The 24094-nt window shown below is 63.0% G+C and carries 22 protein-coding genes and 1 riboswitch; of the genes, 9 read left to right on the top strand and 13 right to left on the bottom strand.

Translation table 11 applies throughout. From position 1 onward, the window contains the following. Positions 1–25: 25 nt before the first annotated feature. A riboswitch (cobalamin riboswitch) is annotated at positions 26–234 on the bottom strand. A 171-nt stretch (positions 235–405) separates the two neighbouring features. Both RA20_RS16510 and RA20_RS16505 read right to left on the bottom strand, forming a co-directional pair. After that, entirely contained in the window at positions 406–1245 is an 840-nt protein-coding gene (locus RA20_RS16510; protein WP_039131118.1) for an EAL domain-containing protein, read from the bottom strand. 184 nt (positions 1246–1429) lie between these two features. After that, entirely contained in the window at positions 1430–1771 is a 342-nt protein-coding gene (locus RA20_RS16505) for a hypothetical protein (protein ID WP_039131116.1), read from the bottom strand. A gap of 179 nt (positions 1772–1950) precedes the next feature. Here RA20_RS16505 and RA20_RS25435 point away from each other — a divergent pair, with 179 nt between their 5' ends. Further along, positions 1951–2481 carry a hypothetical protein gene (locus RA20_RS25435; RefSeq protein WP_152618529.1) on the top strand — a complete coding sequence of 177 codons (531 nt, stop codon included), beginning with the start codon at positions 1951–1953 and terminating at the stop codon, positions 2479–2481. Between the two features lie 144 nt (positions 2482–2625). Here RA20_RS25435 and RA20_RS16500 read toward each other — a convergent pair whose 3' ends face one another. Beyond that, a complete protein-coding gene (locus tag RA20_RS16500) occupies positions 2626–3198 on the bottom strand; it encodes a TlpA disulfide reductase family protein (RefSeq protein WP_193748862.1) in 573 nt (190 codons plus the stop codon). Between the two features lie 22 nt (positions 3199–3220). On the opposite strand from RA20_RS16500, the gene argH reads away from it, so the two are divergent. From argH to RA20_RS16485, 5 genes are all read left to right on the top strand, one after another. Then, positions 3221–4615 carry an argininosuccinate lyase gene (gene argH, locus RA20_RS16495; RefSeq protein ID WP_193748861.1) on the top strand — a complete coding sequence of 465 codons (1395 nt, stop codon included), beginning with the start codon at positions 3221–3223 and terminating at the stop codon, positions 4613–4615. A gap of 35 nt (positions 4616–4650) precedes the next feature. Further along, positions 4651–4827 carry a lipoprotein gene (locus RA20_RS25815; protein WP_193748860.1) on the top strand — a complete coding sequence of 59 codons (177 nt, stop codon included), beginning with the start codon at positions 4651–4653 and terminating at the stop codon, positions 4825–4827. Positions 4828–4923: 96 nt separating this feature from the next. Continuing rightward, the gene (locus tag RA20_RS25810) at positions 4924–5076 is read left to right on the top strand and encodes a hypothetical protein (protein WP_193748859.1); all 153 of its coding nucleotides are present in this window, start codon (positions 4924–4926) and stop codon (positions 5074–5076) included. Positions 5077–5712: 636 nt separating this feature from the next. Then, positions 5713–6978, top strand: coding sequence for a diaminopimelate decarboxylase (lysA, locus tag RA20_RS16490; RefSeq protein ID WP_039131110.1), 1266 nt, complete (start codon positions 5713–5715; stop codon positions 6976–6978). Between the two features lie 49 nt (positions 6979–7027). After that, positions 7028–9637: a TIGR02302 family protein gene (locus RA20_RS16485; RefSeq protein ID WP_039131107.1), complete on the top strand. Its 2610-nt coding sequence runs from the start codon at positions 7028–7030 to the stop codon at positions 9635–9637. 102 nt (positions 9638–9739) lie between these two features. Here RA20_RS16485 and RA20_RS16480 read toward each other — a convergent pair whose 3' ends face one another. Beyond that, entirely contained in the window at positions 9740–10660 is a 921-nt protein-coding gene (locus RA20_RS16480; RefSeq protein WP_039131172.1) for a zinc-ribbon domain-containing protein, read from the bottom strand. 218 nt (positions 10661–10878) lie between these two features. Here RA20_RS16480 and RA20_RS16475 point away from each other — a divergent pair, with 218 nt between their 5' ends. From RA20_RS16475 to RA20_RS16465, 3 genes are read left to right on the top strand one after another with little or no spacing between them, the layout of a single operon-like run. Further along, entirely contained in the window at positions 10879–11556 is a 678-nt protein-coding gene (locus RA20_RS16475) for a cell division ATP-binding protein FtsE (protein ID WP_039131169.1), read from the top strand. Further along, positions 11553–12452, top strand: a complete 900-nt coding sequence (locus tag RA20_RS16470) for a cell division protein FtsX (RefSeq protein ID WP_039131105.1) — start codon at positions 11553–11555, stop codon at positions 12450–12452. Before RA20_RS16475 ends, RA20_RS16470 begins: the two co-directional genes overlap by 4 nt. Next, complete coding sequence (locus RA20_RS16465; RefSeq protein WP_039131103.1) at positions 12449–13198, top strand: lysophospholipid acyltransferase family protein; 750 nt, start codon at positions 12449–12451, stop codon at positions 13196–13198. The genes RA20_RS16470 and RA20_RS16465 overlap by 4 nt, the downstream gene beginning before the upstream one ends. A 229-nt stretch (positions 13199–13427) precedes the next feature. On the opposite strand, the gene RA20_RS16460 is transcribed toward RA20_RS16465, so the two are convergent. The 9 genes from RA20_RS16460 to RA20_RS16420 all read right to left on the bottom strand — a co-directional run bounded on the left by RA20_RS16460 (position 13428) and on the right by RA20_RS16420 (position 23679). Beyond that, entirely contained in the window at positions 13428–13736 is a 309-nt protein-coding gene (locus RA20_RS16460; RefSeq protein WP_039131101.1) for an EthD family reductase, read from the bottom strand. A 118-nt stretch (positions 13737–13854) separates the two neighbouring features. Next, on the bottom strand, positions 13855–15246 hold the full coding sequence (lpdA, locus tag RA20_RS16455) for a dihydrolipoyl dehydrogenase (RefSeq protein WP_039131098.1): 1392 nt from the start codon (positions 15244–15246) through the stop codon (positions 13855–13857). A 63-nt stretch (positions 15247–15309) separates the two neighbouring features. Next, positions 15310–15579 (bottom strand): hypothetical protein, encoded by a 270-nt coding sequence (locus tag RA20_RS16450; RefSeq protein WP_039131096.1) that lies wholly within the window; start codon positions 15577–15579, stop codon positions 15310–15312. Between the two features lie 403 nt (positions 15580–15982). Continuing rightward, on the bottom strand, positions 15983–16486 hold the full coding sequence (locus RA20_RS16440) for a hypothetical protein (RefSeq protein ID WP_152618528.1): 504 nt from the start codon (positions 16484–16486) through the stop codon (positions 15983–15985). Positions 16487–16621: 135 nt separating this feature from the next. Further along, entirely contained in the window at positions 16622–18133 is a 1512-nt protein-coding gene (gene odhB / locus RA20_RS16435; protein WP_039131088.1) for a 2-oxoglutarate dehydrogenase complex dihydrolipoyllysine-residue succinyltransferase, read from the bottom strand. Positions 18134–18144: 11 nt separating this feature from the next. Continuing rightward, positions 18145–21096 (bottom strand): 2-oxoglutarate dehydrogenase E1 component, encoded by a 2952-nt coding sequence (locus tag RA20_RS16430; RefSeq protein ID WP_039131086.1) that lies wholly within the window; start codon positions 21094–21096, stop codon positions 18145–18147. Between the two features lie 27 nt (positions 21097–21123). Then, complete coding sequence (locus RA20_RS25430; RefSeq protein ID WP_152618527.1) at positions 21124–21930, bottom strand: hypothetical protein; 807 nt, start codon at positions 21928–21930, stop codon at positions 21124–21126. A gap of 12 nt (positions 21931–21942) precedes the next feature. Next, positions 21943–22827, bottom strand: coding sequence for a succinate--CoA ligase subunit alpha (gene sucD / locus RA20_RS16425; protein WP_039131082.1), 885 nt, complete (start codon positions 22825–22827; stop codon positions 21943–21945). 18 nt (positions 22828–22845) lie between these two features. Beyond that, entirely contained in the window at positions 22846–23679 is an 834-nt protein-coding gene (locus tag RA20_RS16420; RefSeq protein WP_039131079.1) for a class I SAM-dependent methyltransferase, read from the bottom strand. Positions 23680–24094 lie beyond the last annotated feature (415 nt).

Raw genomic sequence — 24094 nt, 5'->3', positions numbered from 1 at the left:
TTGTCCTCAGCGCGCCCCGCACCCGGACAGGGTGATCATCCTGGCAGGTCTCCTGACTCGCGGGTCGAGGCTTTGCCGCGCCTTCCCGCCCCTTGGGGCAGTGGCATATCGCAGCATTGCTCTCCGCTCACAGTTGCGGGGGCAGTCACGGATTTGGCGCCTGTTGGCTACACCTCACCGTGTTCCCTTTTACCCGGGTGGTCTCCCAGCCGGACCAGAATGGCCGGACTTAGGCAAATCGGGAAGAATCTGTCAAGAGAGTTGTTGCACCCTGCAGGCGCGCTGGCGGAACGCCGGGCGCCGTTGCCGGAACCGGTGTGCTTCTCGTGCCGGGCGGCTGTCTTGATCGCGTTTGAGTACGACACACGGGCGGTCTGAACCGCCGCAGGCCGTCTGCGCCGCGAGTCAGCCGGTCTGAGTGCGCTGTTTCAGATCTTCAATCCAGGGCGGCGACACGGAAGGGGCGCCGAACAGGTACCCCTGCAGGCAGTCGACGCCATTGGCGACCAGGAATTCGGCGTCATCCTGGCTTTCGACCGATTCCGCCACGACAAACATGTCGAATTGCTTGGCAATACCGATCAGCGCGCGCACCACGGACTGATTGTCGAAGTTGGCATGAACACCGCGCACGAACTGGCCGTCGATTTTGACGGCGTCAAAAAAGAACTGGCGGAAACTGCCGATCGAGGTGGTGCCCGCACCGAAATTGTCCAGCGCAAAGGCGATGCCGTGCTGCTGCATCCGGCCCATGAAATCGGTCACAAGCTCGGGCGCGGCCATGGCTGAAGTTTCGGTGATTTCCAGCACCAGCCGTTCACCAAGGTTGGCGTCGCGTTTGATGAAACGCTCCAGCACCTGGGTCCAGCGCTGATAGCCGATGGAGCGGGCCGACATGTTCACCGAAAGCCGGATGTTGGGAAATTTATCCAGGGCCCGCAGCCCGTGCTGCAGCGCCAGGCAGTCCATCTCGCGGCCGATTTCCTTGTCCTCGACCACATGCATGAATTCACGTGCCGGAATCACCCGGCCGGTTGGATCCAGCACCCGGATGTAACCCTCGTAGAAGGCGACGCCATGCGGCGCCATCGCCTGCATGATGGGCTGGTAGGCCAGCACAGTCTGGTTGTGCTGCACTGCATCGGCAACCATTTCGAGCGTTGATTTGTCGCGGCTCGCCACAGCTGCATTCAGCGGGCTTTCGGAGCCTTCGGGAAGATCTGCCTTGGCGTTTCGTCTGTTCATGTGCTGCAGGGCCCCGTTCCGGCAAAGATGTGACACAGTATGCTTTGCCGTGCAGCATCACGCAAAAGGGTTGAGGCGGGATTAAAGATTGCATTTGAGGCAATTCCCGTCTGGCCAGACAAGCGCCTGGCCTGGCCGGCGGCTTTGGTGCTGCCCCGGGGCACGTGCTCGCAGGATGCGGGCCTTAGGCTATTGCGGGCGCGCGCTGCGGCTGCGGCAGCACCCGCATCTGCACTACCTGCTCGACAAAAGGCACCAGCCCTTCGGGGCCGGAGCTGCGGTCTTTCAGATGAATGCAGACATCCGGCCGGAGCGAGGCGATGATGCCAATGAGGTCACCGCGGGTCTGGTCGTCCAGCCCGGCGCCCATGATCACGCATTCGATGCGCGGCTCGGTTTCCAGCTGGCGCACCACTTCGGGCTGGTCATGCGCGCCCAGCCATTGAATCGGCAGATGATCCAGCTGCTCCGCCACATTGCCAATCACATGCGGCAGCTTGCCGATCAGTAACACAACAGGTTTCATTTCACTCTCCACCCTACAGTTGGGCGCCCTTATCGAGACGTCCCTCATGTATGAGGTAGTGCAAATTTTGCCGGGATCACGCTGGGAACAACTGCAGCGCCAAGGCAAGGGCCAACGGTCATCCGAAACGGCTGCATGAGCTTTTCGGTGGACTTTCGAAGCTGTTGGATATGTGGTGCTTGAAATTCAAATCAGAGTTGAAGGACAGATTATTGAAAACACCTTTCGTTGGTTCGAAATGGGCAGCTAAAGCTGCTTGCGCTTTGACTTCCGCGGTATTGATTGCCTGTACTCCGCTGCCCGAACCTGTCCCGCTGGAGCCCGCTCCGTTTGTATATGCAGACAAGCCGGCACCCAGAGGAACGCCAATGCAGCAAGTAGTTTTCCGGGCTGCAGAAATGACTGCCGGTCCGCACAAGCCAGTCGCAGCAACGTGCACTATCACAGGGAAAGAGTTCCGGGTTCGCTTTCAGACGCCCGCAACACTGGCTGTTCCCGCTGATTCTGAGGGATGGTCCGTTGACAAGGTCAGCTGTAAACTCGGCGAAGATGTTGCTGAATGGACAAGTTTTTCAACAATGAAAACGAGCTGGGTTCATATTTTGTTCAGTGGCGACGCAGAAGCTAGGGGGAGGTCAAAGAAACGCAAAACCTCAATGATATTTGGAGACCAATACGCGCATTCTGTGACTTTCCCCGAGGAAGACTAGGCAAAGCTGGCGACAAAGAGCCGTAATCCGGTTGAAGTAGGAAATTGGAAGCGCTGCCCACTTTAGACTTAAGGCCGTTGTTGGTACTTCCCAGCCTGTCTGCGGAACCCAGGGTTTCTAGGCTTCCGCAGACGCACAGCAAATTTAACCTTCAGCCTCGGTCTCGATCATTGCGCTGATAATCGCCTTAGCGCTGTCCGAGTTCCACTCGGCATCGCCCAGCAGCCGCGCGACTTCCTTGCCATCGCGGTCCAGCAGCACCGTGATCGGCAGGCCGATCACTGCCATCTCGCGGGCCAGCGCCTGTTTCGGGTCCTGGTGGCGGGGCAGGTTGGTGATGCCAACCTCGTCAAAGAACTTCTGGATGCCCGCAGGTGCGTTACGGCCGGTGGCGATGGTCAGGACTTCGAAATCCTCACCGCCAAATTCCTCCTGCAGCTCTGACAGCTGCGGCATTTCTTTGCGGCAGGGCGCGCACCAGGTGGCCCAGAAGTTCAGCAGGACCACCTTGCCCTGGTAATCCTCCAGGCTGGCAGTGCCGGCGCCATCGGCCAGCTGGAACGCGGTGGCAGATGTGTCGCGCGGCTCGGAATGCACGACCAGCCGCTTGAGGCTGTCCTCGCGCAGCGCTTCCAGCTGCGCCTGATCTGCCGCAGCCGCGGCATTTGCACCCAAGGCGAGGGCCATATAAAGGGAAAGCTGACGAAACAGACGCATTTTATCTCCGGGGTTCCACACCATGACAGATCAATCCTCGAACCAGATGTGGGGCGGCCGCTTTGCCGCAGGTCCCGACGCGATCATGGAGGCGATCAACGCCTCGATCGGGTTCGACAAGCGGATGGCAGCACAGGACATCGCAGGCTCCAGGGCCCATGCGGCGATGTTGGCCGCAACAGGCGTCATTACGGATAATGATGCCGAAGCCATTCGGGAAGGGCTGCTCACCGTTTTGTCAGAAATCGAGGGCGGAACTTTCCAGTTTTCCACTGCCTTGGAAGACATCCACATGAATGTGGAGGCCCGCCTGAAGGAAATCATCGGCGAGCCTGCGGGCCGTCTGCACACCGGCCGGTCGCGCAATGACCAGGTCGCGACCGATTTCAAACTCTGGGTGCGGGACCAGCTGGATGCGGCTGAAAGCGGCCTGCTGGCGCTGATCAAGGCGCTGCTGAGCCAGGCCGAAGCGGGTGCCGATTGGGTGATGCCGGGCTTTACCCATCTGCAGACGGCGCAGCCGGTGACCTGGGGCCACCACATGATGGCCTATGTGGAAATGTTCGGCCGCGACCTGTCCCGGGTGCGCGATGCCCGTGCCCGGATGAACGAATCGCCTCTGGGGGCTGCGGCGCTGGCAGGCACCTCTTTCCCGATCGACCGGGAGATGACGGCAAAGGCCCTGGGTTTCGACCGCCCGGCGGCCAACTCTCTGGATGCGGTCAGCGACCGTGATTTCGCGCTGGAGTTCCTGTCGGTGGCGTCGATCAGCGCCGTGCACCTCAGCCGCTTTGCCGAAGAGCTGGTGATCTGGTCCTCGGCCCAGTTCCGTTTCGTGACCCTCAGCGACCGGTTCTCGACCGGCTCGTCGATCATGCCGCAGAAGAAGAATCCGGACGCGGCGGAGCTGATCCGCGCCAAGGTGGGCCGGATCTTTGGCGCCAACACCGCGCTGATGATGGTGATGAAGGGGCTGCCGCTGGCCTATTCCAAGGACATGCAGGAAGACAAGGAACAGGTGTTTGACGCCGCCGACAACTGGATGCTGGCGCTGGCGGCGATGGAAGGCATGGTGAAAGACATGACCGGCAACCGCGAGAGCCTGGCCGCCGCTGCCGGTTCCGGCTTCTCCACCGCGACCGACCTGGCCGACTGGCTGGTGCGGGTGCTGAAGGTGCCGTTCCGCGATGCCCATCACGTGACCGGAACCCTGGTGGCGATGGCGGAAAGCCGCGGCTGCGATTTGCCGGATCTTTCGCTGGCGGATATGCAGGGCGTGCATGAAGGCATCACCGAGGACATCTTCACTGTGCTAGGCGTCGAAAACTCGGTAAACTCGCGCATGTCTTATGGCGGCACCGCGCCGGCGCAGGTGCGCGCGCAAATCGTCCGCTGGCAGGAATTCCTGGCGGGCTGAGGCGGCAGCCGCCGCGGAGGCAAGGAGGCTGAAGAATGCGGAAGACGGTTTTTGCTTTGTTTGCACTGGCGGTGCTGGCGGCTTGCGGCGTCGACGGCGAGCCGGTGCAGCCGACCTTGAACGCCGGGATCGGCGTCGGCGACAGCGGTGTCCATGCCGGCGGCGCGGTTGGGCTGCATAAGGGCCCCATCAGCGTTTTTCTCGGCTTCTAGTCTGGCAGCTGCTTGAAGCTAAGGCTCTGAAACACCAAATAGATAACGCCTGGGCCTGGTGCCCGGGCGTTTCTCTTTGCGATTGAGGATACTCAGATGAAATTTGCAGCTGTGCTGTTGTCTTTGCTGGCGCTGGCAGCCTGTGAGGCACCGGGGCCGACGGCCAATCCGCCGCAGAAGCACGCGCCTGCGGAGACCGGTGTGTCGGTCTCCGGCTATGCCCGGGTTGGGGTTTCCCATACGTTCTAGACCGCTCCGAAGGCAGCTTCGGGCGGTGCTTCGAGTGATTTCCTGCTGCCCGGCAGGCCTGACCGCCGGCGGTCTTCAGATCGTCTGCAAAAGTGGCGGCGCCGCCAAATGGGCGGAGGCGGGACGGGCGTATCCGCCCGCACGCTGAACGTTGTCTCTGCGTGCCCTTGCCACAGGGCCCTGTTCCTGAGTGCCGGGCGTGTCAGCCCCGGCGGAGATCGAGATCCCTCAGGAGCATGGCAGCGCCGGCTTAAGATGCAGTGAGAAGGGCGTGCGCTTGGGCCGCAACACGCAGACTGAGAGAGACGGGGGTACTCCCGCGCCTGAAAATGCGCCCTGAGGGCGCCTATTACAGCCTTGGGCCTGGCGCTGCTGACGCAGCGCAGAAGAAGACTGTACTGAGATGCGCCTTAGGACAGGCCAGCCCTCAGGCGCGATTGCCATAGTGAGAAGGCCTGCGCGTCAAGGGAGAAGGGTGCTGGGCACCGCCGCTGCGCGGCGCCACGCCCAACGGGAGCGGGCGCATCTTTGATGCGTCTGGCGACGGGCGGGAGAGCTTCTGCGGCAGCCGGGTGCGGCGCCGGGAGCGGCGGAATCATTTGATCCATATGCCCCTTTTGCCCTAAAGCCGGGACCATGGACCATTTTCTCTACCGCGACGGCGCGCTCTACGCCGAAGACGTTCCCATCTCCGAGATCGCCGCGGCGGTGGGCACCCCGTTTTATGTCTATTCCACCGCCACCCTGCTGCGGCATTTCAAGCTGTTCGATGAGGCGCTGGAAGGCACCGATCACCTGGTCTGCTACGCGATGAAGGCAGCCTCCAACCAGGCGATCCTGAAGACCTTGGCGCAGGCCGGGGCGGGCATGGATGTGGTGAGCCAGGGCGAATACCTGCGGGCCAAGGCGGCGGGGGTGCCGGGGGAAAAGATCGTGTTCTCCGGCGTTGGCAAGACGGCTGAGGAAATCCGCGTGGCTTTGACCGGCGGCATCCGCCAGTTCAACGTGGAATCCGAGCCGGAGATGGAGGTGATCAACGCGGTGGCGCTGGAGCTGGGCATGGTCGCTCCAATCACCATCCGGGTGAACCCGGATGTGGATGCCAAGACCCATGCCAAGATCGCCACCGGCAAATCCGAGAACAAATTCGGTATCCCGATCTCCCGTGCCAAGGAGGTCTATGCTCTTGCCGCCTCCCTGCCGGGGCTGGAGGTGGTCGGCATCGACTGCCATATCGGCTCGCAGCTGACCGATCTGGAACCGTTCCGGCTGGCTTATGAGAAGGTGGCAGAGCTCACGGAAACCCTGCGCGCCGAAGGCCACAACATCCGCCGCCTGGACCTGGGCGGGGGCCTGGGCATTCCTTACGAGCGCTCCAACGAGGCGCCGCCCTTGCCGGTGGAATACGGCCAGCTGATCAAGGACACGCTGGGCCATCTGGGCTGCGAGATCGAGATCGAGCCGGGCCGGCTGATCGCGGGCAACGCAGGTCTGATGATCTCCAAGGTGATCTATGTGAAATCCGGCGAGGGCCGCGACTTCCTGATCGTCGACGGTGCCATGAACGACCTGATCCGCCCGGCGATGTATGAAGCGCACCACGATATCGTGCCGGTAAACGAGCCCGCCCCGGGCACCGAGAGCCAGCCCTATGACATCGTTGGCCCGGTGTGCGAGACCGGAGATACCTTTGCCAAGCAGCGCAGCATGGCCCCTCTGGCCGCTGGCGATCTGATCGCCTTCCGCAGCGCCGGCGCCTATGGCGCGGTGATGGCCAGCGAATACAACTCGCGCCCCCTGATCCCGGAAGTGCTGGTGCATGGGGATCAATTCGCGGTTATCCGGCAACGTCCGGCCTTTGACGAAATGATAAACCGCGATACCATCCCCGAGTGGCTTTGACGCGATCCGGGACATGATCCGGCGCGGGCCATCACAGCATGAGGCCCGAATGCCCTTTGACAGACGTGCCGATCCGGTCCTGAAACGCCTGCGCTGGCCCTTGCGGCTGACGCAGGCCGGACTCGTTGCGGAACGGGCCATGCGCGCCTTCTGGCCGCTGGCTTCGGTGCTGATGGCGGTGCTGGCCGCACTGATGCTGGGTCTGCAGCTGCTGCTGCCGGAAACGGCTGTTTGGACCGGCGCCATGGCGGCGGTGCTGGCCGCCACCGCTGCCTTTGGCTGGGGCGCCTGGCGGTTCCGCTGGCCCAGCCGCGGCGAGGCGCTGGAGCGGCTCGATGAAACCTTGCCGGGACGGCCTGTCACCGCGCTGCTGGACACCCAGGCGATCGGCGCAGAAGATGCGGCGTCAATCGCGCTTTGGAACGCCCACAAGCGGCGGATGGCTGCATCTGCAGCGCAGGCCCGGGCTCCGGCACCGGATCTGAACGTAAATGCGGCAGACCCGTATGCTCTGCGCTATGTTGCGGGGCTGTTCCTGGCGGTGGCACTGCTGTTCGGCTCAATCTGGCAGGTGGCAGCGATCAAGGATTTGGGCGCGGGTGGCCCTGCGGCGCTTAGCGGGCCGGCCTGGGAAGGCTGGGCCGAGCCGCCAGCCTATACCCGCTTGCCGGTGCTGTACCTGAACGATCAGGCGGAAGGCGCGCTGAAACTGCCCGAGGGCAGCCGCGTCACCCTGCGGTTTTACGGCGAGGTCGGGGCGCTGAGCCTGTCGCAGGACGTTTCTGATCCCAACGGAGAAACGCCGCCGTCTGCAGAAGATGCGCAGGAGTTCACGGTCGCGCGCAGCGGCTCCTTTGCCATCGAAGGTGCCGGCGGGCGCAGCTGGCGGGTTGACGTGATCCCGGATGAACCTCCCCGGGTGGCAGTGGCCGGACAGCCGGAGCTGGAGAATGACGGCTTTACCACGCTGGCCTTTTCGGCAGGGGATGACTACGGGGTGGCTGCCGGTCAGGTGCGGATCGCGCTGGATCTGGCGGCCGTCGAGCGCCGCCACGGCCTTGCCGCCGACCCTGACGCGCGGGAGGCCATCGTGCTGGATTTGCCGCTGCCTTTGTCTGGGTCGCGCAAGGATTTCACCGAAAAGCTGATCGAGGATTTCGCGCAGCATCCCTGGGCCAACCTGCCGGTGGTCTTCACCTTCTCGGCTGTGGATGAGGCCGGGCAATCTGCAGCGGCTGCGGGGTTCGGGACCCAGCTGACCACCCGGCGTTTCTTTGATCCGCTGGCGGCAGCCGTGATCGAACAGCGGCGCGACCTGCTGTGGGCGCGCGCCAATGCGCCGCGGGTCGCGCAGGTGCTGCGGACCTTGTCGCACCGTCCGGCGGGCCTGTTCCGCAATTACGGCGATTATCTGCGGCTGCGCACCATTCTGCGGCGGCTGGAGGCCTATACAATGCAGGGCAGCATTCCCGAGCCGCGGCAAGAGGAAATCACCGCCGCGCTGTGGGATCTGGCAGTCCAGCTGGAAGATGGCGATGTCGGCGATGCGCTGGAGCGGATGCGCCGGGCGCAGGAGCGGCTGAGCCAGGCCATGCGCGACGGCGCCTCGGAGCAGGAGATCGCCCGGCTGATGCAGGAGCTGCGCGAAGCGACCCAGGACTACATGCGCCAGCTCAGCCGCCAGGCCGAGGCCAATGGCGAGACCTTGGAACCGGGTGAAATGCCGGAGGACATGATGACCCTCAGCCAGGATGACCTGCAGGCAATGATGGACCGCATCCAGGAGCTGATGGAGCAGGGCCGCATGGCCGAGGCCGAGCAGGCGCTGCGCGAGTTCCAGGAGATGATGGAAAACATGCAGATGACCCGCTCGCAGCAGGGCCAGGGCGGCGATCAGGGCCGCGAAGCGATGGAAGGGCTGGGCGAAACCCTGCGTGAACAGCAGGGTCTGTCGGATCAGGCCTTCCGGGATCTGCAGGAGCAATTCAACCCCGGCGCCCGCAGCGGCGAAAGCCAGGGCAATGAAGGCCGCGATGGCGGCTTGGGCCGCGGCCAGAGCCACCAGGGCGGCGGTCAGGGCGGCCAGGGCGGTGAAGGCAATCAGGGCGCGCAGGACAGCACGCCCGGCGGCAACGGGTCTGGCGGCCGTGAACAGCCCGGGCAGGGCGGCTCATTGGCCGACCGCCAGCAGGCGCTGCGCCAGCAGCTGCAGCAGCAGCGCGAGGGGCTGCCCTATCTGGACGGTGAGGCCGGCGAGGCCGCGCGCGAGGCGCTGGACCGGGCAGGCCGTGCCATGGAGGGCGCTGAAGAAGCGCTGCGCGGCGGCGACAATGCCGAGGCCATTGACCGGCAGTCAGAGGCCATGGAGGCCCTGCGCGAGGGCATGCGCAGCCTGGGCGAGGCCCTGGCGCAGCAGCGCCAGCCGGGCCAGCAGAACGGGCAAGGGCAAATGGTGGACACGAACCGGGATCCGCTTGGCCGCGAACGTCCTGACGGACCAAGTGGCGGGCTTGACCCCAACCGTTTGGGTAATATCAATAATAATAGTCCCTATGGCCGCGCCTGGGACCTGCTGGAGGATATTCGCCGCCGGGCTGGAGAACTCGGCCGGGACGAGCGGGAGCGCAGCTACCTGCGGCGGCTGCTGGACCGGTTTTGAAGCCCTGTAGCCAAGCGGTACAAGGCGCGCGATTAGCATGAGTGGCAAAATGCATTAGGCCGGGCTCTGACCCGGCCTTTTAGTTTGCTTGTCTGACTGAGCTTACTGCGGGCTGGTCAGTGACTTCACTTGCCCGTCCAGCCACAGCCGGGCCTGGTCGACCCAGCCGACATAGCTGCTGAGCGCGGAATCCGCCTGCGGGACTTTCTCGGAGATCAGCGCCGCATTGTCATAGACCATCACTAGCGCCAGCGCTGCGATCAGTGACAGTGCAAAGCCGCGGGCAAAGCCGCCTTTGCGCTGCACCGGCGGCTCTTCACTGGCCGTCTGCGGCGCAGGCGCTGCACTGCCGGCCGACCGCAGGGTGGAGTTGATTTCCTCGATGTCCGGCAGCAGTTCCTTGCGCGAGCCGGTTTCGGCAGCGGCCAGCTGGCGCGGGTCTTCGCCGCGCATGCGGGCCATGCGGTCGCGCGCCTGCCGGGTGCGGCGGGCGGCTTCGTCCTCGGCTGCAGCGCTGTCCAGCCCCAGTTCGGGCTGGGTTTCCAAGCTCTCGCTTTCTGCGGCCCGCAGCGAGGCTTCGCGTTCGGCCTCTTCGCGCAGGATGTCGGACAGCGCCGGATCCAGCCCGCGGCCGCGCTGCGCAGGCGCTGCTTCCGGTTCCTCTTCCATCTCTGGCAGTTCGTCCGGCTCTTCGGCCTCTTCGGCGGCGGCCTGCGGGGCTTCCTCCGGCTCGGGGTCTTCTTCAGCGGCGGCTTCCGCCGGTTCCTCGAAGCTCTCTTCAGCGGGCTCCGGTTCGGGCTCGGGCTCGGGATGGCTCTCCGGCGGGGTTTCCGCAACCGGGGCCGCTTCGGCTTCCGGAGCCGCTGCGGCATCTTCTGCCGGAGTTTCTGCCGCTGGGGCGCCTGCAGCCGCCTGAAACCAGGTCTGGCCGCAGTTGGAACATTGCACGTCCCGCCCTTCGGCAGGGATCACATCCTCGGGCACTTCGTACTGGGCTGCACAATTCGGGCAGGTCAGGCGCATCATGCTCTCCTCGGCACCATCCTGCCGGCCAGCAGGCGGCAGGTTGTTTTTCAATGGATTATATGCAGATCAGGGGGGACGCGAAAGTGTCAATCGCCGCCCGCCCGCAAGCCCGCCGGCCGCGGCGGCTTCCGCGCAACAGAGCCCCCATTGAAACTGCCCGCCCCTTGGGGCAAAACACCCGGGCGCTACTCAAAAGGCGCAAGCGGGGGGCAGCAGTGATCGAGCTGGAAAATGTGGGCTACAACTACGGCGGCGGCGAGCTGCTGAATGCGGTGTCGGTGCAGCTGGCGCCGGGCTCGTTCCACTTTCTGACCGGCCCGTCTGGGGCAGGCAAGACCACTCTGCTGAAACTCTGCTACGGCGCGCTGACGCCGACCTCCGGCCGGGTGCGCGCCTTCAACATGGATGTGCACGGGCTGGACCGCGACCAGATGGCTTTCCTGCGCCGCCGGGTCGGGGTGGTGCATCAGGACTGCCGGTTCCTGGACCATCTGCCGGTGATCGAGAACATCGCCCTGCCGCTCCTGGTTTCGGGGCGCGAGCTGAACCACGAGGAAGCCAACCTGCGCGAGCTGCTGAACTGGGTCGGCCTCAGCGAACGCGCCCATGCGCTGCCGCCGGAACTCTCGGGCGGCGAGCGGCAGCGGGCGGCATTGGCCCGCTCGGTGATCCTGTCGCCGGATGTGATCATTGCGGATGAGCCGACCGGCAACGTCGACTGGGAAATGTCGCAGCGGCTGCTGCAGCTCCTGGTGGAGCTGAACCGGATGGGCAAGACCATCCTTGTCGCCACCCATGACCTGTCGCTGATCCGGGCGGCAAAGAACCAGGTGCAGGCGCGGGTGCTGCGGATCTCGAACCGGCAGCTGCAGCTTGCGGGAGCGGACCTATGAGCGAAGGCAGGCTGCGCAGACTGATCCTGGGAGACACCCAGGCCAACCGGGTGGTGCCGCCGAGCGGCTTTACCGCCCATCTGACTTTGTTTGTCTCCGGCGCGATGGCGTTCCTGGCGGTTTTTGCGCTGGCGCTGTCGATGGCGTCGGGCCGTCTGGCTGACCGCTGGGCCTCGGAGCTGGCCCGTGCCGCCACCCTGCGCATCAACGCCCCGGCCGAGCAGCGGGTGGCGCAAACCGAAGCGGCGCTGGAAATCCTGCGCCAGACGCCCGGGGTCGCTACTGCCCGTGCTTTGACCGGCGAAGAGCAGGCGGCGCTTCTGGCGCCCTGGTTCGGCTCCAGCCTGCCTGCGGGCAGCCTGCCGCTGCCGCAGCTGATCGAAGTAACCGGCGACGATCAGGGCTATGATGCCCAGGGTTTGCGGCTGCGGCTGCAGGCCGAGGTGCCGGGTGCGGTGCTGGATGACCACACCCGCTGGCGCGCACCGCTGGTGGAGGCGGCCCGCTCGCTGCGCCGCCTGGCCTGGGTGTCGATCCTGCTGATCGGCGGCGCCACCGCGGCGATGATCACCCTGGCTGCGAATGCTGCGCTGGCCGCCAATGCCCAGGTGATCGAGGTGCTGCGTCTGGTGGGGGCCTTGGACAGCTACATCGCCCAGGCCTTTATCCGCCGCTTTACCCTGCGGGCACTGAGCGGTGCTGCCGCGGGCGTTGCCCTGGGCATGATCGGTGTGCTGCTGATGCCGGAAGCCTCGGACGAGGGCGGCTTCCTCACCGGACTCGGCTTCCAGGGCTGGGGCTGGCTGGTGCCGCTGATGATCCCGCCGCTGGGCGCGCTGGTGGCCTTTGCCGCCACCACCCGCGCCGCAACCAAACGATTGGGAGAACTGTCGTGAGCCGACTTTTCCAGCTGCTGCGCTCGGTGCTGTTCGACATTCATGTCTACGCTTCCATGCTGGTTTTGGGGGTGATCTTTGCCCCTTGGGCCGTGGTGTCGCGCAAGGGCGCCCGGGCGGCCTGCAAGACCTATTGCCGCTGGGTGCTGTGGACAGCACGCTGGATGGTCGGGATCCGCACCGAAGTGCGCGGCCCGGTGCCTAAGGGCGAGGTGATCATCGCCGCCAAGCACCAGAGCTTCCTGGACATCCTGATCATCTTCAACGCGCTGCCCTCGGCCCGGTTCATCATGAAGCGCGAATTACTGTGGACACCGGTGATCGGCGTCTATGCCCGCCGCCTGGGCTGTGTGCCGGTGAACCGCGGCAAGCGCGGCGCGGCGATTGCCAAGATGGTCAAGGATGTGGCGGCGCAAAACCGCGAGCCCGGCCAGCTGGTGATCTACCCGCAGGGCACGCGGGTGATGCCTGGTGCCGAGAAGCCTTACAAGGTTGGCACAGCAGTGCTGTATGAAGGCCTGAAACAGGCCTGTGTTCCGGTAGCAACCAACGTTGGCGTCTTCTGGCCCCGCAACGGGCTGATGCGCCATCCGGGCCTGGGGGTGGTGGAATTCCTCGAGCCGATGCAGCCCGGCCTGAAGCCGAAAGCCTTTATGAAGGCGCTGGAGGAGACGGTGGAAGGCCGTTCGGCGGCCCTGATGCGCGAAGCGGGATTCGACCCCGGCCAGCCCGCGCTGCAAAGCTGATCTGCGGCGGCAGCTGCGGCAGGCGGTGCAAGGAAATTCAAATTTCCTTGGCAAAAGTTTTTTGCAAAACTTTTGTGCGCAAAATCTTGGAAACCTGCGACGGAAACCTGGGTGCTGCGCGTTGATAGCTTCAGCAAGCGCACCCGTCCGGCGTTTGCGCCACCACTCACCTGCCGGCCGCTGTGCCGGGCTGGGCTGGCAGGATGTCCTCTGCCAGCCCGGCGCTTCTTCAGCGGACCACCTCGCCAATCAGAATCTGCGGCTGCACGTTGGTGAAATTCGGAATGTCGGCCAATGCAGGGCCTGCGGCCTGCATCGCCGCATCCAATGCAGCCTGATCGGTAAACACCATGGTTGCGACAGCATGAAACGGTGGGGGCACATCCGGGCCGCCGGCCAGCCCTTTGGTCACAACGATGCTTTGGGTGTGGGGGGCGATATGTGCGTCCACCAGCTCCATGTGGGTTGAGGCATAGTAGCCGTGATCGAAGCGGCTTTCTTCGCTGACAGGGTAGATGACTTGCAGTGAAACGGGCATTTGCGGGCCTCCTGTGTTTGCATTGCAGGAACACTAGAGCCGGCCTTTGCCGGGCCGCCAACAGAAAAAGGGCAGCTGCGTCAAGCTGCCCTTTCAATGCCTGCCGTCCGGCTGCAAATCAGCTGTGGATCGGCCCGTCGCCGCAGGCCAGTGCCGCCTCGCGCACGGCTTCCGAATAGGTCGGATGCGCGTGGCAGGTGAGCGCCACATCCTCGGCCGAGGCGCCGAATTCCATTGCCACGCACAATTCGTGGATCATGTCGCCCGCGGCCGGGCCGATGATGGCGGCACCCAGGATGCGGTCGGTTTCCTTGTCGGCGATGATTTTGACAAAGCCGCCCTCGGCCTGTCCGACGGCCTTGGCGCGGGCGTTGCCCATGAACATGAACTTGCCCACCTTGATCTTGCGGCCCTCGGCCTTCAGCGCGTCCTCGGTGGCGCCGACAGTGGCAACTTCCGGGGTGGTGTAGACGACACCCGGAATGACGCCGTAATTCACATGGCCATGCTTGCCTGCGATCACGTCGGCCACCGCCATGCCTTCATCCTCGGCCTTGTGGGCCAGCATCGGGCCTTCGATCACATCACCGATCGCGTAGATGCCGGGGATATTGGTGCGCCAGTGGTTGTCGGTGGCGATCTGGCCGCGCCCGGTCATGGTGACGCCAAGCGCATCCAGGCCAAGGCCTTCGCTGTAAGGTTTGCGCCCCGTGGCCACCAGCACCACATCGGCGTCCAGCGTGACTTCTTCGCCGCCCTTCTTGGGCTGATACTTGACCTTGGCTTTGGTCTTGGTGGTCTCCACACCCTGCACCGCGGCGCCCAGAATGATGTTGAGGCCCTGCTTTTCCAGAATCCGCTTGAAGGAACGCTGCACATCCTTGTCCATGCCGGGGCAGACCGCGTCCATGTATTCGACCACGGTCACTTCCGAGCCCAAACGTGCGTAAACCGAACCCAGTTCCAGCCCGATGACACCTGCGCCGATCACCGCCAGTTTTTTCGGGATCTTCGGCAGTTCCAGCGCGCCGGTGGAGGAGACCACGATCTTCTCGTCGATCTCCACGCCCGGAATGGAGGCAGGCACAGAGCCGGAAGCGATCACGATGTTCTTGGCCTCATGCACCTCGTCGCCCACCTGCACCTTGCCGGCCGCGGGGATCGAGGCCCAGCCCTTGATCCAGTCGATCTTGTTCTTCTTGAACAGGAACTCGATGCCGCCGGTGTTCTGGCCGATCACCTCGTCCTTGTAGGCCTTCATCTGGTCCCAGTCGACCGAGGGGCTTTTGCCCTTGAGGCCCATATGGGCAAAGTTGTGCTCGGCCTCGTGCAGCAGATGGGTCGAGTGCAAGAGCGCCTTGGAGGGGATGCAGCCCACGTTCAGGCAGGTGCCGCCAAGGGTCTCGCGCCCCTCGACCACAGCTGTCTTCAGCCCCAGCTGGGCGCAGCGGATGGCACAGACATAGCCGCCGGGGCCGGCGCCGATTACGATGACGTCATATTGGGACATGGGCTGTTTTCCTTTCTTGGCCCCGGCTCCGGTCCGCGGAGCTGTTGTTTGGGGCTTCGGTGATCAGACCGGGGTCAGCAATTTGATCGAGACATTGGTGACCCCGTCGCGTTCCAGATGCATGGCCAGCTCCTCGGAGCCGAAAAAGGCGCGTGCCTTCTCCAGGTCGGTGATCGCAAAGAGCGCCACGGCGTGGTTGTTCCGGTCCGGATCGCTCCAGACATTCATATCGGTGATGCCCGCGGCCTGGCGGCTGGGCTTGTCCTGCCTGAACACGGTGAGCCAGGCGCTGAAATCGGCTACGTCGGCCTGCCAGAGCACATGAGTTGCCATCGGTCTTCTCCTTATTCCGTAGTGCGGAGAGGATGGCCCGGAAAGGCAGGGGAGCGCTTTGATTCCGCTCAAGGAATCCCGTCGTGCGGTTGGCCGTGTCCGGAAGGGGGCGCTGCCCCCGGCCCTGGCGGGCCTCCCCCGGAGTATTTCTGCAAAGAAGAAGCATCATGCGCGGCGTGTCTTCGGCTGGGAGGCATCGGCGCCCGAGGTATCGCACTCGCCTGCCGCCCAAACAATGCACACTGGGAACTTCAAGAAAAAGCTGCCGCAATACAATCGGATTGGGGTCGGAATCGAAAGGCAGGCAAGGTTCAGATCCGAGAGCGTCATGAGGATACTCGCTTTAGGGGACAATGACCTGTGAAAGAAAGGTCAATGTATGAGAAAAAAAGGATCTGTAGGGTCATAGGGTTTCTTGCGTGTTTGTTCTGCCGCCATCCGAATAACTTCTCTCGGCTTCATGCATCTTTCTATCTGCGTCACGTGATCGAAACTCGTCCACTGCATTCATCAACTCTGAGAAACCATCGTAAGCGTCCTGTGCGAAACTGAACGACATGCATGCGAAAACAACGCCGCCAATTGAAAATAATACTCCGTAAAGCCATTCAAAACTGAGAAAACTGTTTAACCCGATGCTGCCTCCTAGCAGCAAGATCGTTATTGCCAATCCGCTAAACAGCTCGAACTTTCTTTCGGCTTCCGAAAACTGCTGAAGCCACACTTCGTTGCCTTCAGTTTGGACGAACTTGATTGTTGCAAAACGCATTAAGTGAACTGGACTCTTATGTTGCGCCTTCATGCCCATGAGCATTAAAGCCTCACCTGCAACGTAGGAAACGAACAAGAATACTAAGCTTTCAGTTGCTCCTGAAACTGAGGAATTTGCCGATAGAGTGTTCGGCATTAACGACGTCAGAAAAGTTTCCGAGGAGCCGCCGCTATTCAATTGCAAAGCAGTTAGCAGGCAGACAGAACCTAGGCCAAGAACGCTGAGCGTCCTTGGCCATTGGCTAGGTATCCCGGCTAGGGGCATAACTTCTTACAGATCCATCAGCAGGCGGCGCGGGTCTTCCAGCGCTTCCTTGACGCGGACCAGGAAGGTTACGGCGCCTTTGCCGTCGACGATGCGGTGGTCGTAACTCAGCGCCAGATACATCATCGGGCGGATCACCACCTGGCCGTTGATCGCCATCGGGCGGTCCTGGATCTTGTGCATGCCGAGGATGCCGGACTGCGGCGGGTTCAGGATCGGCGAGGACATCAGCGAGCCATAGACGCCGCCGTTGGAGATGGTGAAGGTGCCGCCCTGCATCTCGGCCATCGACAGTTTGCCGTCGCGGGCGCGGGCGCCTTTTTCGGCGATGGCTTTTTCGATCGCGGCAAAGGACATTGCATCCGCATCGCGGATCACCGGCACAACCAGGCCCGTGGGCGTGCCTGCGGCGATGCCCATGTGGACGAAGTTCTTGTAGACGATGTCGGTGCCGTCGATCTCGGCGTTGACTTCCGGCACTTCCTTCAGCGCGTGGCAGCAGGCTTTGGTGAAGAAGGACATGAAGCCCAGTTTCACGCCGTGCTTCTTCAGGAACAGATCCTTGTACTCATTGCGCAGCGCCATCACCTCGGTCATGTCCACCTCGTTATAGGTGGTCAGCATGGCGGCGGTGTTCTGGCTGTCCTTCAGGCGCTTGGCGATGGTCTGGCGCAGGCGGGTCATCTTGATCCGCTCTTCGCGCGCCGCGTCATCCGCCGTCACCGGTCCGCGCACCTGGGCGGGTGCCGGGGCCGGGGCGGGTGCGGCCTTGGCGGCAGCCACGGCAGCCGAGACGTCTTCCTTCATGATGCGCCCGTCGCGCCCGGTTCCGGTGACCTGCGAGGCATTCAGACCGGCCTCGGCCATCGCCTTTTCGGCGGAGGGCGCGTTGGCGACGTCTTTGGCAACCGCTGCGGCAGGGGACTGCGCGGCAGCCGGAGCTGCCGGGGCCGGGGCAGTACCAGCAGCGCCGCCTGCGATTACACCCAGCTGTGAGGTTGCCTGCACGGTGGCGCCTTCAGCGGCGGTGATTTCTGTCAGCACGCCAGCTGCCGGAGCCGGCACTTCGACGGAGACCTTGTCGGTTTCCAGCTCGCACAGCATCTCGTCCTGGGCAACGCTGTCGCCGACCTTTTTGAACCAGGACGAAACAGTTGCCTCGGAGACCGACTCGCCAAGTGCGGGCACCATGACCGGCACCGGGGCGCTATCGCCGCCTGCGGGCGCAGCAGCAGGAGCCGGTGCTGCCGCAGGAGCGGCAGGGGCTGCAGCGGCGCCGTTGGCCTCAGACAGGGTGGCCAGCAGCGCGTCAACGCCGACAGTGTCGCCTTCTGCAGCGACGATCTCGCCCAGAGTGCCGGCTGCGGGCGAGGGCACTTCGACTGTCACCTTGTCGGTTTCCAGCTCGCAGAGCATTTCATCGGCGCTGACAGAGTCGCCGGGTTTCTTGAACCAGGTGGCCACGGTGGCCTCGGTCACGGATTCGCCCAGGGTGGGTACGCGGACTTCGGTGGTCATGTCTCTCTTCCTCAGATGCTCAGCGCTTCGTTCACGAGGGCTGCTTGTTGGGCTTTATGCTGGCTGGCCAGGCCGGTGGCAGGCGAGGCCGAGGTGGCACGGCCCGCATAGACAGGCCGGGTGTGCTTGGCTTTGATGCGGGTCAGCACCCATTCGATGTTGGGTTCGATGAAGGTCCAGGCGCCCTGGTTCTTGGGCTCTTCCTGGCACCAGACCATTTCGGCCTGTTTGAAGCGTTCCAGCTCTTTTACCATCGAGATCGCCGGGAACGGGTAGAACTGCTCGATCCGCATCAGGTAGACGTCGTCGATGCCGCGGGCATCGCGCTCTTCCAGCAGGTCGTAATAGACCTTGCCCGAGCACATGACGACACGCTTGATCTGATCATCCGGCACCAGCTGGGTGTCCGAATTGCCATGTTGGGCATCATCCCACAGCACCCGGTGGAAGCTGGATCCGGTGGTGAATTCCTCGGCCTTGCTGACCGCCAGCTTGTGGCGCAGCAGCGACTTCGGGGTCACCAGGATCAGCGGCTTGCGGAAGGTGCGGTGCAGCTGGCGGCGCAGGATGTGGAAATAGTTCGCAGGCGTGGTGCAGTTGGCCACGATCCAGTTGTCCTGGCCGCACATCTGCAGGAAACGCTCCAGACGGGCGGAAGAGTGCTCCGGCCCCTGGCCCTCGAACCCGTGCGGCAGCAGGCAGACGAGGCCTGACATCCGCAGCCATTTGCTTTCACCCGAAGAGATGAACTGATCGAACATGATCTGGGCACCGTTGGCAAAATCGCCGAACTGGGCTTCCCACAGGGTCAGCGCATTCGGTTCCGCCAGCGAATAGCCGTATTCGAAACCCAGCACCGCATATTCGCTGAGCGCCGAGTCGATCACCTCGTAATGCGACTGGCCCGAGCGGATGTTGTTCAGCGGGTAATACCGCTCCTCGGTCTCCTGGTTCACGATACCGGAGTGGCGCTGCGAGAAGGTGCCGCGGGTGGCGTCCTGGCCCGCCAGGCGCACCGGGTAGCCTTCCAGCATCAGCGAGCCGAAAGCCATTGCTTCGCCGGTGGCCCAGTCAAAGCCCTCGCCGTTTTCGAACATCTTGCCGCGGGCATCCAGAACCCGGCCGACGGTGCGGTGCAGCGGGAAGCCGTCCGGCACACGGCTCAGCGCAGTGCCGATCTCGGCCATGGTCTCGGGCGAAATGGCGGTCCGGCCGCGCTGATAGTCAGCGTCCTTCTTGTCCAGATGCGACCAGCGGCCGTCCAGCCAGTCGGCCTTGTTGGGCTTGTAGTCCTTGCCGGCCTCGAATTCCTCGTTCAGATGCGCCTGGAAGGCCGCCTTCATGTCCTCGATCTCGCCCTCGGGGATCAGCCCGTCGCGCACCAGCCGGTCGGTATAAAGGCTGAGCGTGGTCTTATGGCCTTTGATCTTCTTGTACATGATCGGGTTGGTGAACATCGGCTCGTCGCCTTCGTTATGCCCGAAGCGGCGGTAGCAGAAGATGTCCAGCACCACGTCCTTGTGGAACTTCTGGCGGAACTCGGTTGCGACCTTGGCGGCATGCACCACGGCCTCCGGATCGTCGCCATTGACGTGGAAGATCGGCGCCTCGACCACCAGCGCATTGTCGGTGGGGTAGGGGGAGGAGCGCGAGAAATGCGGCGCGGTTGTGAAGCCGATCTGGTTGTTCACCACGATATGCATAGTGCCGCCGGCCTTGTGGCCGCGCAGGCCCGACAGCGCAAAGCATTCCGCCACCACGCCCTGGCCTGCAAAGGCCGCGTCGCCGTGCAGCAGGATCGGCAGCACCCGGCTGCGGTCGCTGTCGCCCAGCTGGTCCTGCTTGGCGCGGACCTTGCCCAGAACCACCGGGTTCACCGCCTCAAGGTGCGAGGGGTTGGCGGTGAGGCTGAGGTGAACGTTGTTGCCGTCAAATTCGCGGTCCGAGGAGGCGCCGAGGTGGTATTTCACATCGCCGGAACCATCGACGTCCTCGGGCTTGAAGCTGCCGCCCTGGAATTCGTTGAAGATCGCCCGGTAGGGTTTCTGCATCACATTGGCGAGGATGTTCAGGCGGCCGCGGTGCGGCATGCCGATCACGATATCCTGCACCCCCAGCGCGCCGCCGCGCTTGATGATCTGCTCCATCGCCGGAATGAGGCTTTCGCCGCCGTCCAGGCCGAACCGCTTGGTGCCGGTGTATTTGACGTGCAGGAACTTCTCGAAGCCCTCGGCCTCGACCATCTTGTTCAGGATCGCCTTGCGGCCTTCGCGGGTGAACTTGATTTCCTTGTTGTAGCCCTCGATCCGCTCTTTCAGCCAGGAGGACTGCTCGGGATCGGAGATATGCATGTACTGCAGCGCAAAGGTGCCGCAGTAGGTGCGCTTCACGATCTCGACAATCTGGCGCATGGTGGCCACCTGCAGCCCCAGCACGTTGTCGAGGAAGATCGGGCGGTCCATGTCGCCCTCGGTAAAGCCATAGGTCTTGGGATCCAGCTCGGGCCGCGCAGTGGCGGCGCGCATGCCCAGCGGATCCAGGTCCGCCGACAGATGGCCGCGGATCCGGTAGGCACGGATCAGCATCAGCGCCCGGATCGAGTCCAGCACCGCGCGCTGCACCTGATCGTCGGTGACTTCAACGCCTTTTGCGGATGCTTTGTCCTTGATCTTCTTGCCGGCGCCCTTGGCCTCAGCCGGGGCTGGCCACTCACCGGTCAGCGCACCGGTCAGATCGTCATCCAGCGCCGGCGGCCAGTCAGCCCGCGCCCAGGAGGGGCCCGCGGCCTCGGCCTTCACGTCCAGTTCGGCATCGCCCATCTGGCGGAAGAACTCGCCCCAGGCGGCATCCACCGCATTCGGGTCATTGGCGTATTGGGCATAAAGCTGCTCCAGATACTCCGCATTGTGCCCCTGCATGAAGGAGGAGGCGTGGAAGAGGTCGTTTGGGCTTTGTTCGGTCATTGGTTTACCTGGGATTTAAAGCCGGAGCTAGTTTGAAAGGACGCCTGTCAATTCGATCGTTACGATTGTGTGGCCGCGCGTGCGTTTGCTGTTTCGATAGGACAGTACTTCGATAAGCGTTTCTGGAGGGTTAGGAAGTGAATAGCCGAGTGTGGCGTGAGCGTAAGCAGGCGTAGTAATTCCTGGCCCAAGATAACTTTCCTGGTCGGAAAGAAGACGTTTCACTGCGGAATTGGTATTCTGTTTGCTGATCCACTTGTCGAATATCATTTCGCACTTGATTAAGCCGGCTCTTGCAACGCCGCGATGTTTTTTGATTCTCTTCAAGGGCGCGACAAATAAGGTGCCAATTTCGGGGGCTGCAAAAGGAGCCATAGGCCCGTGGTCCTTACTAACAAATCGACCGGATCTCAGCCGATAACCAACTTCACGTTGCACCCACGCCTCCAAGGCTTCGGGTGTTGGAAGATCAGACCTAGGGAAGTGAGTTAGTTGCAGTTCAATTCCCGAGCGAATTGTTTCTACTACCTGGTCTTCTTGAATTTTGGTAAATCCTTGACCAGAAAGATACTCCGGCCATTGACCTGCGGGACGGTAGGCTAGAGTGCGGCAAAGCTGGACTGCGTAATCAATTTCGTTGTTTTTTTGGTTTCCTGCGGAAACTAGTCCTGGAGACATGCAAAGTGCCGCGGTAAGCAGAACAGTGCTGAAACGCAGTTCCAAACTTGCCTGACTTTTTTTGCCTGACCGTTTCTCAAACGTACGGGAATGTTTCTGCGGGCGGGTACGCTGTACCCGCCCAAGGCTTTCCACCGCTCTTGCAGCGTATGCCAAGCAGCGCCGCATTTACTTGCCGATCGCTTTCAGAACCGCTTCACCCAGGCCGGCCGGGCTTTCGGCGACCACGATGCCTGCGGATTTCATCGCTTCGATCTTGTCGTCAGCACCGCCTTTGCCGCCGGCGACAATGGCGCCCGCGTGGCCCATGCGGCGGCCCGGAGGGGCGGTGCGGCCTGCAATGAAGCCTGCTACCGGCTTGGAGCGGCCCTTCTTGGCCTCATCGGCCAGGAATTGCGCGGCCTCTTCCTCGGCGGAGCCGCCGATTTCGCCGATCATGATGATGCTTTCGGTCTCGTCATCGGCCAGGAACCATTCCAGCACGTCGATATGCTCGGTGCCCTTGATCGGGTCGCCGCCGATGCCGACGCAGGTCGACTGGCCCAGGCCCACGTCTGAGGTCTGCTTCACAGCCTCATAGGTCAGGGTGCCGGAGCGGGAGACAACGCCCACATTGCCGCGCTTGTGGATGTGGCCGGGCATGATGCCGATCTTGCAGGCGTCCGGGGTGATCACACCGGGGCAGTTGGGGCCGATCAGGATCGAGGAGGAGTTCTCCAGCGCGCGCTTCACCCGCATCATGTCGAGAACCGGGATGCCCTCGGTGATCGCGACGATCACGTCCATTTCCGCGTCGATGGCCTCAAGGATCGAGTCCGCAGCAAAGGGCGGGGGCACGTAGATCACCGAGGCGTTGGCTTCGGTCACATGCTTGGCTTCGTGCACGGAGTCGAACACCGGCAGGTTCAGGTGGGTCTGGCCGCCTTTGCCCGGGGTGACGCCGCCAACCATCTTGGTGCCATAGGCGATGGCCTGTTCGGAGTGGAATGTGCCCTGCGAGCCGGTGAAGCCCTGACAGATGACTTTGGTGTTTTCGTCGATGAGGACTGCCATGTCGTTTTGATCCTTGCGTTAGGAAGCGTTGCTTTTGCGCAGCAGCACCGAGACATTGTCGTCAATGTGCAGGGTGACACGGTTGACCAGCCGGGTGGTGAACCCGGCTTTGGCCGCGACGTCTGTGAGGCTGCTGAGAGTGAAGTAATTGACGTGGTCGGGGTAGCGGAAACCGCACCATTTGGGGCCGACTACTCGGCGGTTGAGCGAGGCGTAATTGGGCACGCGCACAAAAACGCCGCCGCCAGGTTTCAGGGCGCGGTGGGCGCCTTGCAGGACTTCTGAGACTTCGGTTTCATGCTCCAGGTAGGAGTGCATGAGGATGCCGTCGAACAGCCCTTCGGGGAATTGCCAGATCGCCTTGGCGCCCGGGCCATGCAGGCAATAGCCGCCATGCGCGCGCATGAACTCATCGGCAATCTTGTGCAGGCCGGAGGAGAGTTCGATCCCATAGGGAGTCATCGGCGGTGCGATGCGCCCGCCGCTGCCGCAGCCGATGTCCAGCACATGGCCATCATTGAACCACCTGCGGTAGGACGCGGTCTTGTCCCGGCCCATCCGCAGGGCGCCGCGGATCTTGCGGGCCAAAGGGCTGAATGGGGTTGACCCGCGGGAGGCAGCTTTCTTGGCCTCGAATGTGCGCTCCCAGGCGAACTCCTCTTTGAGCGCTTCATAGCCCGGCGGGTTGCGCAGAAAGACAAAGCCGCAACCTGCGCATTCCGCCATTTCCCAATGGTCAGGAGAGTATTCGTCAAGCCGCTGATACCCGCTGCTGCCGCAGGCCGGGCAGGCGCGCGGCTGTGCATCGTCCGGAGACGAATGCTGACCGGTATCTGAGGTTGCCTGCGGCATCAGTTTTGTTCCTGTTTTGAGAGGCGCGCAGCGGTTTGCCGCAAGCTTGTGAGGAAGGCGGCGGCTTTCACTTGCCTTGACCTTGCGTTGTTGGGGAAACAGTCACTGAAGCAGCTTGCTGCTGCTCAATGGTCCGTTTGATTCCGCCAGTTGGTCGTTGCATTTGAAAGGCTCCTAGAGTGATCTGATCCAAGGGGCGCAAGATTGCGCTATCGGGCTTCAGTAATGTTGACCGAGGTGGTCCAGGCGACCCTGGAGCCGGACAGGAATTGGGACACCTTGAATTGCCTGCTGCCATTGCTCCAAGTGTCACCGCCGATTTCGCGAAAACCTGCGTTTGCAAGAGAGCTGCGCAAAGCCGCAGTCACGCTGCCAGGGCTTTCATTGCTTGTGATTGTGACAGAGCAGTAGTTCT

The sequence above is a fragment of the Leisingera sp. ANG-Vp genome (genome assembly GCF_000813725.1).
GTDB lineage: Bacteria > Pseudomonadota > Alphaproteobacteria > Rhodobacterales > Rhodobacteraceae > Leisingera.
Note: the sequence above shows the minus strand (reverse complement) of the source record. Positions and strands in the feature narration are given on the sequence as shown.

What these genes read in the sequence shown, in the direction of transcription:
- RA20_RS16510 (WP_039131118.1), bottom strand. Translation starts at nt 1,245, where the DNA reads ATGAACAGACGAAACGCCAAGGCAGATCTTCCCGAAGGCTCCGAAAGC.
- RA20_RS16505 (WP_039131116.1), bottom strand. Translation starts at nt 1,771, where the DNA reads ATGAAACCTGTTGTGTTACTGATCGGCAAGCTGCCGCATGTGATTGGC.
- RA20_RS16500 (WP_193748862.1), bottom strand. Translation starts at nt 3,198, where the DNA reads ATGCGTCTGTTTCGTCAGCTTTCCCTTTATATGGCCCTCGCCTTGGGT.
- argH (WP_193748861.1), top strand. Translation starts at nt 3,221, where the DNA reads ATGACAGATCAATCCTCGAACCAGATGTGGGGCGGCCGCTTTGCCGCA.
- RA20_RS25815 (WP_193748860.1), top strand. Translation starts at nt 4,651, where the DNA reads ATGCGGAAGACGGTTTTTGCTTTGTTTGCACTGGCGGTGCTGGCGGCT.
- RA20_RS25810 (WP_193748859.1), top strand. Translation starts at nt 4,924, where the DNA reads ATGAAATTTGCAGCTGTGCTGTTGTCTTTGCTGGCGCTGGCAGCCTGT.
- lysA (WP_039131110.1), top strand. Translation starts at nt 5,713, where the DNA reads ATGGACCATTTTCTCTACCGCGACGGCGCGCTCTACGCCGAAGACGTT.
- RA20_RS16485 (WP_039131107.1), top strand. Translation starts at nt 7,028, where the DNA reads ATGCCCTTTGACAGACGTGCCGATCCGGTCCTGAAACGCCTGCGCTGG.
- RA20_RS16480 (WP_039131172.1), bottom strand. Translation starts at nt 10,660, where the DNA reads ATGCGCCTGACCTGCCCGAATTGTGCAGCCCAGTACGAAGTGCCCGAG.
- RA20_RS16470 (WP_039131105.1), top strand. Translation starts at nt 11,553, where the DNA reads ATGAGCGAAGGCAGGCTGCGCAGACTGATCCTGGGAGACACCCAGGCC.
- RA20_RS16460 (WP_039131101.1), bottom strand. Translation starts at nt 13,736, where the DNA reads ATGCCCGTTTCACTGCAAGTCATCTACCCTGTCAGCGAAGAAAGCCGC.
- lpdA (WP_039131098.1), bottom strand. Translation starts at nt 15,246, where the DNA reads ATGTCCCAATATGACGTCATCGTAATCGGCGCCGGCCCCGGCGGCTAT.
- RA20_RS16450 (WP_039131096.1), bottom strand. Translation starts at nt 15,579, where the DNA reads ATGGCAACTCATGTGCTCTGGCAGGCCGACGTAGCCGATTTCAGCGCC.
- RA20_RS16440 (WP_152618528.1), bottom strand. Translation starts at nt 16,486, where the DNA reads ATGCCGAACACTCTATCGGCAAATTCCTCAGTTTCAGGAGCAACTGAA.
- odhB (WP_039131088.1), bottom strand. Translation starts at nt 18,133, where the DNA reads ATGACCACCGAAGTCCGCGTACCCACCCTGGGCGAATCCGTGACCGAG.
- RA20_RS16430 (WP_039131086.1), bottom strand. Translation starts at nt 21,096, where the DNA reads ATGACCGAACAAAGCCCAAACGACCTCTTCCACGCCTCCTCCTTCATG.
- sucD (WP_039131082.1), bottom strand. Translation starts at nt 22,827, where the DNA reads ATGGCAGTCCTCATCGACGAAAACACCAAAGTCATCTGTCAGGGCTTC.
- RA20_RS16420 (WP_039131079.1), bottom strand. Translation starts at nt 23,679, where the DNA reads ATGCCGCAGGCAACCTCAGATACCGGTCAGCATTCGTCTCCGGACGAT.